The sequence below is a fragment of the Paenibacillus amylolyticus genome (assembly GCF_036894225.1).
GTDB classification, from domain to species: domain Bacteria; phylum Bacillota; class Bacilli; order Paenibacillales; family Paenibacillaceae; genus Paenibacillus; species Paenibacillus amylolyticus.
In genome coordinates this window covers 5,929,167-5,948,164 of record NZ_CP145892.1, presented here as the reverse complement: position 1 = coordinate 5,948,164, position 18,998 = coordinate 5,929,167, and the positions used below count along the sequence as shown (strand labels likewise).

At 54.2% G+C, this 18,998-nt stretch carries 1 protein-coding gene; it reads left to right on the top strand.

The features are described 5' to 3' along the window. The first annotated feature begins 36 nt into the window (after positions 1 to 36). Positions 37 to 18,930 carry a non-ribosomal peptide synthase/polyketide synthase gene (locus V6668_RS26295; protein ID WP_338707077.1) on the top strand — a complete coding sequence of 6,298 codons (18,894 nt, stop codon included), beginning with the start codon at positions 37 to 39 and terminating at the stop codon, positions 18,928 to 18,930. The last annotated feature ends 68 nt before the right edge of the window (positions 18,931 to 18,998 follow it).

Below are 18,998 nucleotides of genomic sequence, written 5' to 3'. Positions count from 1 at the left end.
ATCTACAAACAATCTCTAATACGGGAGTGTGTCGATGTGAGAGAGAATACGAACAAGCAATATGGATTAACGCAAGCCCAGCGCCGGATATGGTTCATGGAAATTATGAATCCGGGCACATCCATCACGATGCTTTCCGCGACCTACCAGATTACGGGCGAGATCGACACCAAGCTGCTTGAGCAAGCGGCGGCAGAGATTGTAAAAACCTATGACGCTTTCCGAATCCGCATTAGCGGGGATATGCAAAATCCAACGCAGTGGTTCGAAGAGCTGGAGAATGTCCAAACCAGGATAAGCCACCTCGAAATAGGCACAACCGAACAATTCTATGCTTGGGTGAAAGAAGTAACCGAAAAACCGGCGAGTGTGTTCGACGAACACCTCTATCAATTTACGATGATCCATTTTGCGAACGGCCAAGTATGGCTTAATTTGACTATAAATCATATCATCGCCGATGGCTTGTCCGTCACTGCTTTGCTGCATGCGGTGATGGAAAAATACCTGGAACTGCGCAATGGCATCTTCAGCAGTTACCAGGCCCCATCCTATCTGGATTATATTTCAACTGAGCATGAATATGAGCAATCGCAGCGTTATCAAAAAGGCAAGGAATATTGGCTAACCAAGTACAAGACTTTGCCTGAAACGAGCGGCATTAAATCAGTTCCGCCATTCTCGATTGGTAGCGAATCGAATAAACGTTCCATCACTTTGGATGGTTCCCGCTATGACCGCATTCTGGCTTTTAGCGAACAATATCAGGTTAGTTTATATACGTTATTTTTGTCCGCCATGTACGTCTTATTGTATAAGCTGACCGACAGCACCGATGTTCCAGTCGGCACGGTTTTTGCCAATCGCACGAGCAAGAAGGAAAAAGAAACGATCGGTATGTTCGTCAGCACCGTGGCTACGCGGATTAGTCTTAATCCAGTTGGGTCCGTGCTTTCCTTGATCCAAACCGTTTCAAAGGAAAATACGGCGGATCTGCGGCATCAGAAATATCCTTATAACCAATTGATTCAGGATTTACGCGAACAACACGGCCGCAACGATCTTTCGGAGTTGTTCCGCACGTCTCTGGAATATCTACCTTTGAAAATCGTGGAGTACGAAGAAATCAAGGTACGTCTGGAGGCTCACTTTGCTAGACACGAGATGGACGATCTACTGCTGCGCTTCGACCATATGCTGAATGAAGGCCATGTCATTCTCCATGCTTCCTATCGTACCGGCCTGTTCGAGACGACCGAGATTGATCGCATTATGGAACAGTATGTAACCGTTTTGGACCAGTTTCTTGAGACTCCCGAACTGCGGGTGCGCGAGATTTCTCTGTTGAGCGATGAGGAGAGACACCGTATTCTGGACGTGTTTAACCCGCCGGTGGCAGCACTGAGCGAGGGAATAGCGTTTCATCGGTATGTCGAAAAGTTTGCCCGAGACATTCCGGATCACCCGGCAGTTGTTTACATGGACAAAAAGCTGACTTACGGCGAATTGAACAAACGCGCTGAGCGGCTGGCTGCGCTCCTTCGTGAACAGGGAGTGGGCAGGGAGACGATTACGGGGATCTGGGCAGAGCGTTCGGTGGAACTTCTGGTCGGTGTGCTCGCCGTATGGAAAGCCGGCGGAGCTTATGTACCGCTGGACCCCGATTATCCGGCGGAGCGGATTGAGTACATGCTCAGTGATAGCGAAGCATCGGTGCTGCTTACGCAGCGTCATCTGTTGGAGGGGGCCGGAGGTTGGCTGGCTGATGACCGGCTGAAGCTTCAAGCTGTCTATGCGATGGACGATGAACAGATGTATAACGGGGATACCTCAGCCGTGGAATTTGAATCCGCTGACAGTGCCCCACATGACTTGGCTTATGTGATTTACACCTCCGGTACGACGGGACGCCCAAAAGGCGTCATGATCGAGCATGGTAGTCTCGTGAATACGGCGGATGCGTACCGCCGTGAGTACCGGTTGGATCAGTTCCCGGTGCGGTTGCTGCAACTGGCGAGCTTCTCGTTTGACGTGTTCGTTGGAGACATCGCGCGGACGCTGTATAACGGAGGAACGATGGTAATTGTGCCAAAGGATGACCGGATTGATCCGAACCGCTTATACGGCTGGATTCGGGAGCAAAACATTACGGTATTTGAATCGACGCCTGCGCTTATCCTGCCGTTCATGCAGCATATTTATGAAGAAGGGCTGGACGTCAGCTCCATGCATTTGCTGATTACCAGCTCGGATGCTTGCAGTGTCACCGATTACCGATTGCTGCAGGAAAGATTCGGCGGACAATTCCGCATCATCAACAGCTACGGCGTTACCGAAGCGGCCATTGACAGCAGCTTTTACGATGAGCCGCTGGACAAGCTGCCATCATTGGGTCATGTGCCGATCGGCAAAGCCTGGCTGAACGCCCGGTTTTACATTGTAGATGCCGGGTTAAAGCCGGTTCCTGTAGGGATTCCGGGGGAGCTTGTCATCGGCGGCGCCGGGGTGGCGCGCGGGTATTGGAACCGTCCGGACCTGACCACCGAGAAGTTTGCAGACAGCCCGTTTGTGCCTGGAGAACGTCTGTATCGGACAGGAGATTTGGCCCGCTGGCTGGAAGACGGCAACGTTGACTTCATCGGCCGGATCGACTATCAGGTGAAAATTCGCGGGTTCCGGATCGAACTCGGCGAAATTGAAACGGCCCTGCTCAGTTTCCCGGGGGTCAAGCAGGCTGTGGTGACTGACCGTACGGATGAGCAGGGGCAAAAGTATTTGTGCGGTTACGTGGCGGGGGATGTTTCCTTGCAACTGAGCGATCTGCTGTCCCAATTGAAACAAGAGCTGCCTGCGCATATGGTTCCGGCCCGGTTGGTGTCTCTTGATCAGCTTCCGCTCACACCGAACGGCAAGATTGACCGTAAAGCGCTACCTGAGCCGACCGGAGAGATAGAAGCCGGCCGTGAGTATGTGGCTCCTCGCACAACGCTGGAAACAAGACTTGCTCTTATTTGGCAGCAGGTGCTGGGTATTGCGCGAGTTGGAGTCCAAGACGATTTCTTTGACCTGGGTGGTCATTCCTTGCGGGCCTCCGCGCTTGTTTCCAAGATTCGAAAAGAGCTACAAGTCGAGGTTCCGCTGCGGGACGTTTTCCGCTACACCACGATCGAACAGCTTGCCCAAACAATTAGCGGTTTAAAGCAGCAGGAAACCTATGAGATTACAAAGGCGGCAGAGATCGAGTACTATCCGGTTTCATCCGAGCAAAAGCGTCTGTACGTCCTGCGCCAGCTTGACGCGGCCGAGCGTAGCTACAATATGTCGGCGGCGCTTCTTCTCGAAGGCAAGCTGGACCGCACGCGCGTAGAGTACGCATTCCGGGCGTTGATTCAGCGCCATGAGACGCTGCGTACTGGGATCGAGCAGGTTCAAGGCGAGCTTGTGCAGCGCATCTATGACGAGGTGGAGTTTGCTGTAGATTATTTCCAGGCGAGCGAGCTAGAAGTGGACCATGTGGTGGAAGCATACTATCACCCGTTTGACCTGACTAAGCCGCCACTTCTTCGCATCGGCCTGATCGAAGTCGCCGAGGATCGCCACATCCTGTTGTTCGATATGCATCACATCGTCTCGGATGGCATCTCGACAGCATTGCTTTTCGACGAGTTCAGCCGCCTGTATCGTGGTGAGGAGCTGGCTCCGTTGCGTATTCAATACAAAGATTATGCCGTTTGGCAGCATTCCGAAGCCTACGGGCAGTTGATCCAGCCGCAGAAGGAGTACTGGCTGGAACAGCTGTCGGGCGAGCTGCCTGTATTGGAACTTCCGACGGACTTCCCGCGGCCTGCGGTGCAAAGTTTTGACGGCCGGACCGTGAAGTTTGATATTGGGAAAGAACGGACGGAAAAGCTGAAAGAACTGGCCGCACGGACGGGCACGACCCTGTACATGGTGCTGTTGTCTGCTTACTCGATCCTTATGCATAAATATTCGGGTCAGGAAGATCTGATCGTGGGAACGCCGATTGCCGGAAGAACGCAGGAAGAAGTGCAGCCAATCGTAGGTATGTTTATCAACACGCTTGCCATTCGCAGCCATCCGGAGCGTTCCAAGCCGTACCTTAAGTACCTGGAAGAAATGAAGGAAATCACACTCGGGGCTTTTGAACACCAAAATTATTTGTTCGAAGATTTGGTGGAAAGTCTTCATATACCACGCGCGACCGGCCGGAATCCGCTCTTTGATACGTTCTTCTCCCTGCAAAATACGGAGAATGAGCAAATTGTCATCGAGGGGCTGGAGCAATCGTTTTATCCGTTGGAAAACCGAACGTCCAAGTTCGAGCTGCTTCTGGATATTTCGGAACTGGATGGCCAGCTCGAATGCCGGTTGGAGTACGCTACGGCTTTGTATAAACAGGAGACCGCGGAGCGGTTCGCCAGACATTATGACAAGCTACTCGAAACTATCGCAACAGCGCCGGAAGGGGATATTGCTTCGCTGGAAATGCTAACCGAGCAGGAAATCCGTGAACTGGTGCGCGGTTTTAATGATTCGGAGGCAGACTACCCGCGTCAGCAGACGATTCATGGCTTGTTCGAAGAGCAGGCGAAGCTTTACCCGGATAACGTGGCCGCCGTCATGAATGAGCGGCAGCTGAGCTACCACGAACTGAACGAGCGATCCAACCGCCTTGCGCGTAAGCTGCGGGAGACAGGAGTCGAAGCGGATCAGTTGGTAGCGATTCTGGCCGAACGTTCGCTTGATATGGTCGTCGGCATTCTGGCGATTCTCAAAGCGGGTGGAGCCTACGTGCCTGTCGATCCCGACTACCCGGAGGAACGCATACGCTTCATGATTGAGGATTCGGGCGCACCGTTATTGCTGATTCAAAGGCATTTGCATGAGAAGACCGACTTCGCAGGAACGCGCCTTGAATTGGACGATTTCGTTTGGGGCGACAAAGGGGCGGACTCCGCTGGTGCGCTGGACGCTTCGAATCTAGAACCGATTTCCGGGCCGGGTAACCTGGCTTATGTCATCTACACATCGGGAACGACCGGCAAACCCAAAGGCACGTTGATTGAGCATAAAAACGTCGTGCGCCTTTTGTTCAACGACAAGAACCTGTTCGACTTTGGGCCGTCCGACACGTGGACGTTATTCCACTCGTTCTGCTTCGATTTCTCCGTCTGGGAGATGTACGGAGCACTTCTGAATGGAGGAAAGCTGGTTATCGTACCACCACTTACGGCGAAAAATCCAGCCGAGTTCTTGGCACTGCTGAGCCGCGAACGGGTCACGATTTTGAACCAGACGCCAACATATTTCTACCAACTGCTGCGTGAGGTTTTAGCAGAACATCCGCACAATCTGCGGATTCGCAACGTCATCTTCGGCGGCGAAGCACTCAGCCCGCTGTTGCTCAAGGGTTTCAAGACGAAGTACCCGGAGACAAAGCTGATCAATATGTACGGTATTACCGAGACGACGGTTCACGTGACGTATAAGGAAATTACATGGATCGAGATGGAGGCGGCAAAGAGTAATATCGGCAAGCCGATCCCGACACTGAGCGTGTATGTTCTGGATGAAAACCGTCGTCCTGTTTCGATCGGCGTAGCAGGCGAAATGTACGTGGCCGGTGAAGGCCTGGCAAGAGGATACCTGAATCGACCGGATTTGACGGCGGAAAAGTTCGTTGATTCCCCGTTTGCGGAGGGGGAAAAACTGTATCGCTCAGGCGACTTGGCGGCATGGCTACCGGACGGCAATATTGAATACCTCGGCCGGATCGACCATCAGGTCAAAATCCGCGGGTACCGGATCGAGCTGGACGAAATCGAGACGCAACTTCTGAACGTGGAGGGCGTGGAAGAAGCGGTGGTGCTCGCCCGTCAGGACAACGAGGGAGAGAAGGCACTTGTTGCCTACTTTGTTGCAGACCGGACGCTGACAGTCAGCGAAATGAGAACCTCGCTGGCACAGGGAATGCCGGGATACATGATCCCGTCATATTTCGTGCAGCTGGAGCGCATGCCGCTGACGTCTAACGGCAAAGTGGACCGCAAAGCGCTGCCGGAGCCGCAAGGAGGCTTGCAAACGGGCGTCGAATACGTAGCCTCGCGTAACCTTACGGAGTCCCAGCTTGTGAAGATCTGGGAGGAAGTGCTGGGTTACTCCGGCATTGGAGTCCTGGACAATTTCTTTGAGCTCGGAGGGCATTCCTTGCGGGCGACAAACCTTGTCAGCAAGATTCGGAAGGAAATGAACGTTGAACTTCCGCTGCGCGATGTGTTCCGCTATATGACGGTAGAATCGATGGCCGGGGCTATTGCCAGCTTGGAAGAATCAGAGCACAGCTCCATTCCAAAAGCGGAAGAGAAAGCATATTATCCAGTTTCCTCTGCGCAAAAAAGGCTGTATGTCCTGCACCAGCTAGATAGCTCGGAGCTGAATTACAACATTCCGAGCGCCTTGCAATTGAAAGGGACTTTGAACGAGGCCAAAGTGGAAAAGGCGCTGACTACTTTGGTGGCCCGGCACGATATGCTGCGCACCGGTTTTGAAATCGTGAATGGAGAGCCAGTTCAGCGTATTCATCCGGTCGTAGGTTTCAAGGTCGAGAAGCTTCAAGCAAGCAAAGATCAGGTCGCGGCCATTCTGGAAGGTTTCATTCAGCCTTTTGACTTGACCCAGCCGCCTTTGCTGCGCGCCCTGCTGATCATACTTGAGAAAGAGAAATTCCTGCTTGCGCTGGATATGCATCATATTGGTTCCGACGGTCTTTCCATGGACGTGCTGCTACGCGAATTTGTGGGGCTTTACAATGGGGAAGAATTGCCGGAGCTACGGATTCAATACAAGGATTACGCCGTTTGGCAGCAGTCCGACGAGCAATGTCAGCGTATCAAACGGCAGGAGGAATACTGGCACGGGGTATTCAGCTCCGAGCTTCCGGTTCTTGAGCTGCCTCTTGACTACTCCCGTCCAGCCGTCCGGCAGTTTGACGGTCAAACGCTCACGTTTGCGCTGGATGCGGAGAAAAGCGAAGCTCTAAAACGGCTTGCCGGAGATTCGGGGGCGACGCTGTACATGCTTCTGCTGGCTGCTTACTCCGTATTGCTTCATAAATACGCGGGACAGGAAGATATCGTAGTCGGCACTCCGATTGCCGCTCGTTCTCACGCCGACCTGCAACCGATTATCGGCATGTTTGTAAATACGCTGGCCCTTCGCTTGGGTCCGACGGCAGAGCAGACGTTCCTGGATTACTTGCAGGATGTGAAGGAAACGACGCTTGGAGCCTACGAGCACCAGGACTATCCGTTCGAGGAGCTGGTAGAAGCTCTTCAGGTGAGCCGGAATTTAAGCCGGAATCCGCTGTTTGACACCATGTTTTCTTTGCAAAAGCACGAAAGCCTGGATTTAGCCCTGGAAGGCTTGCAATGGTCGCTGTTTGACATCGAGGAAAAGAGAGCAAAGTTTGATCTTAGCCTGGATATCGTGGAAGAGGGTAACGAGCTGGTTTGCAAGATCGAGTACGCTACCTCGTTGTTTAGACAGGAAACGATGGTACGGCTGGCGGGTCATTACGAGCAGCTTTTGGCATCGATCCTGACTCAGCCGGGTGCGAGGATCTCGGATTTGAATATTTTGAAGGACAGCGAAAAGCATGATTTGCTGGTTGGGTTTGCCGTGTCGTCTTCGGCTCTGGCGAAACAATCCGCCTCAGAGGGTCCAGGCTTGGAAGCGGATGAGTCGTGGAGAGAGAGAACGATCCACGAGCTGTTCGAGGAGCAAGCAGAGCGAACGCCGGAGCAAGTGGCCGTTGTCTATGAGGACAGCAGCCTGACTTACCGGGAGTTGAACGAGCGGGCGAACCGGCTGGCGCGATCCTTGCGTGCCTCTGGCGCGCAGGCCGATCAGCCGATCGCGATCATTGCCGAGCGCTCGCTAGAGATGATTGTCGGCATCTATGCAATCTTGAAGGCCGGGGGCGCCTACGTGCCGATTGACCCGCAATTCCCGCAGGAGCGCATCCGCTACATGCTCGAAGATTCGGGCGCTAGGCTGCTGCTGATTCAGAGCCATTTGCGGGAAAGCGCGTCATTTGCCGGGACAGAGCCACTTGGCGGTCTATCGCTCGTCGATCTGAACGATCCATCCGCGTATGATGAAGACGGCTCGAACTTGGAGCCGGCGAGCGGACCGGAGCACTTGGCCTACGTCATTTACACATCGGGCTCGACAGGCAAGCCCAAAGGTGTCATGGTGGAGCACCGTCCGGTGATCAACCGGCTGCTGTGGATGCAGAATGCTTATCCGATTGACTCCAGGGATACGATTCTGCAAAAGACGGCGATTACCTTCGACGTTTCCGTGTGGGAGCTGTTTTGGTGGGCTTGGACGGGGGCCAAAGTTTGCTTGCTGCCGCCGGGCGGAGAGAAGAATCCCGAGACGATTCTGGACACGATCGAACGGCAAGCCGTCACGACGATGCACTTTGTGCCGTCGATGCTGCACGCCTTCCTCGAATATGTCGAGCGTCAGCCGAGCGAAGATCTGGGTAACAAGCTGTCTTCGCTGAAACGGGTGTTTGCAAGCGGGGAAGCGCTGGCGACATCGCATGTGAGTCGGTTCTGGCAGTGGATTTCGTCATCCGTGAATCAAGCGCAGCTGATCAACCTTTATGGGCCTACGGAAGCGACGGTTGATGTCTCGTACTACGATTGCGGACCGGAAGAGGCGTATGTATCGGTGCCGATCGGCAAGCCGATCTCGAACATCCGGCTGCATATTGTCAAGGAAGGGACGACAGCGCTGCAGCCGATCGGCGTGCCGGGCGAGTTGTGCATCGCGGGCGAAGGTCTGGCTAGAGGCTACTTGAACCGTCCCGAGCTGACCGCGGAGAAATTCGTAGAGTGTCCGTTCGCGCCGGGCGGGCGGATGTACCGGACGGGCGATCTGGCCAGATGGCTGCCGGACGGCAACATCGAGTATATGGGCCGGATCGACCATCAGGTGAAAATCCGCGGGTACCGGATCGAACTCGGCGAGGTGGAGGCGCAGGTCCTGAAAGCGGCGTCCGTACAAGAGGGGGTTGTCATCGCCAGAGAGGACGAAGCCGGTCAGAAGCAGCTCTGCGCGTACTTCGTGGCGGACAAGCCGCTTGCGGCGAGCGAGCTGCGAAGCGCGCTGGCGGAGGATCTGCCTGCGTACATGATTCCGTCCTACTTCGTGCAGCTGGAGCGGATGCCCCTCACACACAGCGGGAAGCTTGACCGCAAGGCGCTGCCCGCACCGGAAAGCAGTATGCTCGTTGGAACGGAATACGTGGCGCCCCGGACGGCGGCGGAGCAGACGTTGGTTGCGGTGTGGCAAAAGGTGCTGGGAACGGGTCGTCCGATCGGCGTGATGGACAATTTCTTCGAACTCGGCGGGGATTCAATTAAATCGATCCAGGTGTCGTCCAGGCTACATCAGGCCGGGTACAAGCTGGAAATTAAGCATTTGTTCAAATATCCGACCGTAGCGGAATTAAGCCCGTATCTCCAGTCGGTCTTAAGACGCGCCGATCAGGGGGCAGCTACGGGAGAGACGGGGCTGACGCCGATTCAGCGCTGGTTCTTCGAGCAGTCGTTCGCCGAGCTGCACCACTTTAACCAGGCGGTGATGCTGTACCGGGAGGAAGGCTATGACGAAGCGGCGCTTCGTCAGGCCGTGCGGAAGCTGGCCGAGCATCACGATGCGCTGCGCCTCGTCTTCAGCCGGACCGAGAGCGGGTATGCGGCATGGAACCGGGCCATCGAGGAAAGTGACGGCGAGCTCTACAGCCTAGAAGTGATCGATTTCCGCGGAATGACGGACTGCGCGCAGGCGATCGAAGCCAAGGCGAACGAGCTTCAGCGCAGCATTGACCTGCAGGTAGGGCCTTTGCTGAAGCTCGGCTTGTTCCGCTGTGCGGATGGAGATCATCTGCTGATCGCGATCCACCACTTGGTCGTAGACGGCGTATCCTGGCGGATTCTGCTTGAGGATTTTGCTGCCGGCTATGAGCAGGCGCTACAAGGGCAGCTGATCCGTCTGCCGCTCAAAACGGATTCATTCCAAACGTGGGCGAAACAGCTCGCTGATTATGCGAACGGTCCGGCGATGGAAAGTGAGAGAGCGTATTGGCAGCATATCGAGCAATTGACCTATGAGCCGCTTCCGAAAGATTTTGAACAAGGCAGATCCAAGCTGAAGGACAGCGGGATAGTGACTGTCCGCTGGACGGCGGAGGAAACCGAACAGCTGCTGAAGCAGGCACACCGTGCTTACCATACAGAAATGAACGATTTGCTGCTTGCTGCGCTGGGCCTCTCAGTACAAGCTTGGAGCGGTCAAGAACGCGTGCTGGTGAATCTTGAAGGCCACGGCCGGGAAGAACTTTTGCCAGATGTGGACATTACACGCACGGTAGGCTGGTTCACAAGCCAATTCCCTGTTGTTCTGGAGCCGGGTCACGCTCAGGCACTCGGTCATCAGGTGAAACAGGTGAAAGAAAACTTGCGCCGCATTCCGAACAAAGGAATCGGCTACGGCATTCAGCGTTATTTGTCGGCGCCGCGTGACGGAGAGCGCTTCGTTTTGGAGCCGGAGATCAGTTTTAACTATCTGGGTCAGTTTGACCAGGATTACGAAAGCAGCGGCTCGCAGCCGTCTCCGTTCAGTTCGGGCTCCGATTCAAGCCCGAATGCTGTGATGAATTATGTCCTCGATATCAACGGTATGGTGTCGGAAGGCATGTTGGAACTCACGATCCGTTATGGGGAAACCCAGTATCAACGGGAGACGGTTGAACACTTGGGCACCCTGCTTCAATCGAGTTTGCGTGAAGTCATCAGCCATTGCGTATCGAAAGAGCGGCCGGAACTTACGCCTAGTGACGTACTGCTTCCAGATGTGACGGTGGAGGAACTGGAGCGACTGTCCGAACATACGGCGGCACTCGGCGAACTGGAGAATGTATACACCCTGACCCCGCTGCAAAAAGGGATGTTGTTCCACAGCTTGCTGGATGCCGATTCGGAAGCCTACTTCGAACAGGTGACCTTCGATCTGTATGGAAGCCTGAATGTGGAAGCCTTCACCCGCGGATTGGATACGCTGGTACAGCGAAATGAGGCGCTGCGGACGAACTTTATTACCGGCTGGAGAGACGAGCCGATTCAAGTGGTATTCCGCGAGCGGAAATGTGAAGTATACTTCGAAGATATTCGCTTAGTAAGCGATGAAGACCCGGAGAAGACGATAGCCGATTTTGTCAGCGCGGATAAAGCGAACAAGTTCGATTTGGCTCAAGGCTCTCTGATGCGCGTTACAGTTTTGCGTACGGGCGACGAGTCCTACCAAGTGATCTGGAGTCACCATCACATTTTGTTGGACGGCTGGTGCATGTCCTTAATGATCAAGGAAGTGTTCGACACCTACTTCGCGTTCCAGGAGCAGCGGACGCTGGAGCTTCCTCCGGTTACCTCGTACTCCCGATATATCGAATGGCTGGAAGCTCAAGATGTAGCGAAAGCTTCGGGTTACTGGTCGGAGTATTTGGCGGGTTACGATCAGCAGACCAAGCTGCCGCAGGAGAGAACGCAGCTGAAACAGCATACTTTTGAAATGGCTGAAATCGATGTGGAACTCAGCAAGGAACTGACTGGGCAAATCGAGCGGGTGGCGCGCCAGCATCAGGTGACGCTTAATACATTCATGCAGACCGTATGGGGACTGGTTCTGCAGGTATACAACAACAGCGATGATGTTGTATTTGGCTCCGTCGTATCCGGGCGTCCAGCGGAGATTCCGGGTATCGAAAGCATGATCGGTCTGTTTATTAATACGATCCCCGTCCGTATTCAAGGCAAAGCCGAGGAGACGGTAGCCGATATTTTGAGAAAAACCCAGGATCAAGCGCTGACATCGGGAGCTTACGAAACGTTCCCGCTCTTCGAAATTCAGTCGCTGAGCGAGCAAAAGCGCGACTTGATCAACCATATTATGGTCTTTGAAAATTATCCGATGGAAGAACAGATTGAGCAGGTTGTCGGCGGAGGACAAGAAGCGCTGAAAATCGCTAATATCCAATCGCCGGAACAAACGAACTACGATCTGGACATTACCGTCATTCCGGAAGAGCATATTTTGCTGCGGTTTACGTACAATGCACTGACATTCAGAGAGCAAGACATCAGGCAGATCCACGGTCATTTTGCCCGTGCATTGGAGCAGGTTGCGGCTAATCCGAATGTTCGTGTACATGAGTTAGAGCTTTTGACGGCGGCGGAAAAAGAAGAAATTATCGGCGTGTTTAATCCGGTGCAGCCGGAAGTGGCTCCTGTGGCAGCGTTCCATCGACTGTTCGAGGAACAGGCGGAACGCACGCCGGAAGCGGAGGCCATCGTATACGAGAAGGATCGGCTGACGTATGCGGAGCTGAACGAGCGGGCGAACCGCCTGTCGACCACGCTACGTGCAAGCGGAATAGGCCGGGAGACCATCGTTGGCATTCTCGCCGAGCGTTCGGTCGATTTGCTGGTGGCCGTGATGGCCGTCTGGAAAGCGGGCGGGGCGTATGTACCGCTTGACCCGGATTATCCGGCGGACCGCGTGCGGTTCATGCTGGAAGACAGCGGAGCGAAGGTACTGCTGACACAAACGCTGCTGCGAGAGCGTGCCGAATCCTGGCTCGGCGAAGAGGAACTAGCACTGGAGAAGGTGATGTATCTCGATGACGAAACGTCATACAGCGAAGACCGAGCGAATGCACCAATGGACTTCGGCCAAGGCTCCAGCATGGTTTCAGGTCTGATCTCCAGCGAGCTGACGGGTGCTGTGAACGACCGTAATGAGAGCCATCCAAATGATGTTGATGTTGTCGGTATGGGCAGCTTCCATGAAGCCCGTCCTGAGGACTTGGCGTATGTCATCTACACGTCGGGAACGACGGGCAAGCCAAAAGGCGTGATGATCGAGCACCGCAGTCTAGTGAACACGGCAGCGGGTTACCGACGGGAATACCGGATGGATCAGTTTCCGGTAAGGCTGTTGCAGCTCGCCAGCTTCTCGTTCGACGTATTCGTGGGCGATATCGCGCGGACGTTGTACAACGGCGGCACGATGGTCATTGTACCGAAGGACGATCGGATTGATCCGTCTCGTCTGCACTACTGGTTAGAGCGGGAGCAAGTGACGATCTTTGAATCAACACCAGCACTGATCGTGCCGTTCATGGAATACGTGCATGAGCAGGGGCTAGAGTTAAGCAGTATGGAGCTGTTGATTACAAGCTCAGACAGTTGCAGTGTGGCGGAATACCGAACCTTACAGGAACGGTTTGGCTCGTTGTTCCGCATCATCAACGCCTACGGTGTGACGGAAGCGGCAATTGACTCCAGTTTCTATGACGAGCAGTTGGCGAAACTGCCGCAGACAGGCCATGTGCCGATTGGCAAAGCGTGGTTGAATGCGAAGTTTTACATCGTGGATGCACATCTGAACCCGGTGCCAGTCGGCGTGCTGGGCGAATTGGTTATCGGCGGAGTCAGTGTGGCGCGCGGGTACTTGAACCGTCCAGAGCTGACGGAAGAGAAGTTTGTAGACAGTCCTTTCACCGCGGGTGAGCGACTGTATCGCACGGGAGACTTGGCGAGGTGGATGGAGGATGGCAACGTGGACTTCATCGGCCGGATCGATAACCAGGCGAAAATCCGGGGTTACCGGATCGAGACGGGCGAAGTCGAAGCAAAGCTGCTGAGTGTAGGTGGCGTGAAGGAAGCGGTCGTTGTTGTCAGGGAAGATCAAGAAGGGCAGAAAGCGTTGTGCGCTTATTATACAGTGGAAGAAGGCTTGACGGCGGCAGATTTGAAACGGGCGATCTCCAGCGAGCTACCGGGATACATGATTCCATCGTATTTCGTTGAACTGGAGCAATTGCCTCTAACGCCAAATGGGAAAATTGACCGGAAGGCGCTGCCAGCGCCGGAAGGGGGAGCAGGAGGAGGCCGCGAATACGTGGCACCGCGCACCGAACTGGAGGCAAAGCTGGCCGCCATTTGGCAGGAGGTACTTGTTCGGGATAAGGCGGTAGGCGTAACGGACAACTTCTTCGACCTCGGAGGACACTCCCTGCGGGCGACAACACTTGTCAGCAAAATGCATAAGGAGCTGGGCGCCCAATTCCCGCTTCGCGACGTATTCCGCTACTCGACAGTTGAGGAAATGGCTGTGGCTATGGAGCATTTGGAGATCGGCTCGTTTATGGCTATTCCGGCTGCGGAACCTAGCGAGTATTATCCGCTCTCTTCTGCGCAGAAACGTCTCTATATCTTGAACCAGCTGGAAGGAGGCGAGCTGAGCTACAATATACCGGGAGCTATGCTGCTCGAAGGGCAGCTCAACCGGCAGCGGTTTGAAGAAGCGTTCCGCGAGCTTGTAGCTCGTCATGAAACGCTGCGTACCAGCTTTGAGATGGTTGAAGGCGAAGCGGTTCAGCGGATTTACGAAGAAGTCACCTTCCAGGTGGAATATGTGCAGATCAGCGGGGAGCAGGCGGAAGAAACGGTGCGCCAATTTGTTCGTGCGTTTGATCTAGCGAAGCCGCCACTTCTGCGGGTGGGCATTGCCGAACTCGGGCCGGACCGGCACATCCTGATGTTCGATACACATCATATCGTATCGGACGGCGTTTCAATGGACGTACTGATCGAAGAGTTTGTGCACTTGTACAGCGGGGAGCCGCTCAAGCCACTCCGCATTCAGTACAAAGATTATGCAGTATGGCAGCAATCGGACGAGCAGAAAACGCAACTTGCCAAGCAGGAAGCCTACTGGATTGACATGTTCCGCGGAGAACTGCCAGTTCTGGAAATGCCAACGGACTATCCGCGCCCGGCTATGCAGAGCTATGAGGGCTGCACGCTGCAATTGTTTATGAATATTGAGAAAAGCGAAGGTCTGAAACGGCTTGCAGCTGAAAACGGCGCAACGCTTTACATGGTTCTGCTTGCGGCATATAACGTGCTTCTGCATAAATATTCAGGTCAGGAAGACGTGGTGGTAGGTACGCCGATTGCGGGCAGAAATCATAGCGACGTTCAACCGCTGATTGGGATGTTCGTTAATACTTTGGCCATCCGAAGTTACCCGGCTGCCGGTAAAACGTTCCTTGACTACTTGAAGGAAATCAAGGAGACAACGCTTGGTGCTTTTGAACATCAGAATTATCCGTTTGAGGAACTGGTGGATAAGGTAAACGTGGCTCGTGATCTACGCCGTCATCCACTGTTTGATACGATGTTTGCTTTGCAGAATACAGAAAATGTGGAAATTCAGCTTCCGGGACTGCATCTGTCGACGTATGCCAGCGAAGAAATTGTTTCCAAATTCGATCTCAGCTTGGACGTCACCGAGATTGAGGACGGCTTGGAATATTTGTTTGAATACGCCACGGCTCTATATAAAACCGAAACGGTGGAGAAATTGGCTGTTCACTACATGCAGCTACTTGAATCCATTCTCTGCAACCCGTCGGCGACTATTGCCGAGCTGAACTTGTTAACGGCAGAGGAAAAAGAGCAGATTGTCGGCGCGTTTAACCCGGCGCAGCTGGAAGTGGCTCCTGTGGCAGCATTCCATCGACTGTTCGAGGAACAGGCGGAACGCACGCCGGAAGCGGAGGCCATCGTATACGAGAACGATCAGCTGACGTACGCGGAGCTGAACGAGCGGGCGAACCGCCTGTCGGCAACGTTGCGTGCAAGCGGCATCGGTCGGGAGACAATCGTTGGCATTCTCGCCGAGCGTTCGGTGGACCTGCTGGTGGCCGTGCTGGCCGTCTGGAAAGCGGGAGGGGCGTATGTGCCGCTTGACCCGGATTATCCGGCAGACCGTGTGCGGTTCATGCTCGAAGACAGCGGAGCGAAGGTGCTGCTGACGCAAACGCCGCTGCGAGAGCGTGCCGAAGCCTGGCTCGGTGAAGAAGAACTGGCACTGGGGACGGTGCTGTATCTCGACGACGAAACGTCATACAGCGAGGAACGAAGCAATGTGCCAATGGACTTTGGCCAAGGCTCCAACAGTGCTCCCGATCGAGTCAACGGCAAGCTAACGGGGGCTGTGAACGGTGGTGGCGAGAGTCATCCGAATGATGTTGATGTTGTCGGTATGGACAGCTTCCATGAAGCCCGTCCGGAGGATCTGGCGTACGTTATCTACACGTCGGGAACAACAGGTAAGCCCAAGGGTGTAATGATCGAGCATCGCAGCCTGGTGAACACGGCAGCGGGCTACCGACGGGAATACCGGTTGGATCAGTTCCCGGTGCGACTGCTGCAGCTCGCAAGCTTCTCGTTTGATGTTTTCGTGGGCGATATCGCACGCACGTTGTATAACGGAGGCACCATGGTCATTGTACCGAAGGACGACCGGATTGATCCGTCTCGTCTGCACCACTGGATAGAGCAGGAGCAAGTGACGATCTTTGAATCAACACCAGCACTGATCGTGCCGTTTATGGAATACGTGCATGAGCAGGGGCTAAAGTTAAGCGGTATGGAGCTGTTGATCACAAGCTCGGACAGCTGCAGTGTAGCGGATTACCGTACCTTGCAGGAGCGGTTTGGCTCGTCGTTCCGCATCATTAACGCCTATGGTGTGACGGAAGCGGCAATCGACTCCAGTTTCTATGACGAAGAATTGGCGAAACTGCCGCAGACAGGCCATGTGCCGATTGGCAAAGCGTGGTTGAATGCGAAGTTTTACATCGTGGATGCACATCTGAATCCCGTACCCGTCGGTGTGCTGGGCGAGCTGGTCATCGGCGGCGTTGGCGTAGCACGTGGGTACTTGAACCGTCCAGAGCTGACGGAAGAGAAGTTTGTAGACAGCCCTTTCACCGCGGGTGAGCGGTTATATCGCACGGGAGATTTGGCGAGGTGGATGGAGGACGGAAACGTGGATTTCATCGGCCGGATCGACAATCAAGCGAAAATCCGGGGCTACCGGATCGAAACGGGTGAGATTGAGTCGCAGCTGCTGCGGGTGGTAGGTATACGCGAAGCGGTGGTGCTGGTTCGAAGTGATGCGAACGGGCAAAAGGCACTGTGCGCATACTACACAACGGATATCGAACTGACGGCGGCCGACCTGAAACGAGCGATCTCCAGCGAGCTGCCAGGTTATATGATCCCGTCGTACTTTGTGGAGCTGGAGCATTTACCTCTGACACCAAACGGGAAAATCGACCGGAAAGCGCTGCCGGCGCCGGAAGAGGGAGCAAGTGCAGGGCGCGAATACGTGGCGCCGCGCACCGATCTGGAGACGAAACTGGTCTCCATCTGGCAGGACGTGCTTGGGTCAGTTACGATTGGTGTGACGGACAACTTCTTCGACCTCGGCGGTCACTCGCTGCGGGCGACGACGCTGGTCAGCAAGGTGCACAAGGAGCTGCACGTGGACCTGCCACTGCGCGATGTATTCCGGTACTCGACTATTGAAGCGATGGCTGAAGTGATTAGCCGATTGGAGCAGCAGGAGTTCCTTTCCATTCCGGTTCTGGATAAAAGGGAGTATTATCCGCTTTCCTCTGTGCAAAAGCGGCTGTACATCCAGCAGCAGATGGAAGGGGCCGAGCTTAGCTACAACATGTCCGGCATGACGGTTCTCGTCGGGCACTTGGAGCGGAATCAATTCGAGGCGGCGCTCAAAGGATTAATCGCTCGTCACGAAGTTTTGCGAACCGGCTTCGAAATGGTCGACGGCGAACCGGTACAACGGATTTATTCGGACTTGGAGTTTGCCGTCGAGTATACAAAGGCGACGGAAAGTGAAACGAAAAGCATTGCAGATGCCTTTGTACGTGTCTTTGATTTGGAGCGGCCGCCGCTGCTGCGTGTGGGCTTAGTTGAATGGGAAGCGGAACGTCATCTGCTTATGCTGGACATTCATCATATCGTCACGGATGGCATGTCGATGGGTATCTTCATCGAAGAGCTGCTGCGCCTGTATAACGGTGAGACGCTGGAACCGCTTCGGATTCAATACAAGGAATTCGCCGCTTGGCAGCAGTCCGAACCTGTAAAAGAACGGCTGAAATCCCAGGAAGCCTACTGGCTGGACATGCTGGAAGGTGAACTGCCAACGCTTGAGCTGCCTACGGACTTTGTCAGATCTGCCGCTCGCAGCTTTGAGGGAGATGTGCTGCCTTTCAGTATCGACAAGCAGATGACTGACAACTTGCAGCGCATTGCCGATGAGAACGGTGCTACCCTATATATGGTGTTATCGGCGGCCTATTCAATCCTGCTCAGCAAGTACTCGGGACAAGAAGACTTCATTGTAGGCACACCGGTTTCAGGCCGCACACATGCCGACCTGGAGCCGCTCATCGGAATGTTTGTCAACACGTTGGCGATTCGTCATTATCCATCCGGGGAGAAGACGTTCCTTGCTTACTTGAACGAAGTCAAAGAAACGATGCTGGGGGCCTACGACCATCAGGATTATCCGTTTGAAGAGCTTGTGAAAAAGCTGCAGGTGCCGCGAGATCAAAGCCGCAATCCTGTATTTGATGTCATGTTTACGCTGGAAACGAAGGAAGATAACGTTCAAAACTTCGGGGATATCCAGATCGAATCTTATCCGGAAACGCATGCGGTTTCCCAATTTGACCTTACCTTGGTCATTTCGTTGCTGGATGAGGGAATGAACGGGCAGTTTGAATATGCGACGAAGTTGTTTACGCGCAATCTGATCGACAATTTCGCTCAGGACCTGCTCGTGATTATCACCCAAATTGGCGAACAGCCTTCGGTGCTGCTCAAGGATATTTCCCTGAACGGGCAATCCGAACAGGAGCAAGATGAGCTAGAGGCTATTGATATTATTTTCTAATTCCTAGAAGTAATTGCCAATCGTTGCAGACGAGTTTAAAGTCAAGTCATAGAAGCCGAGTGAAGTCA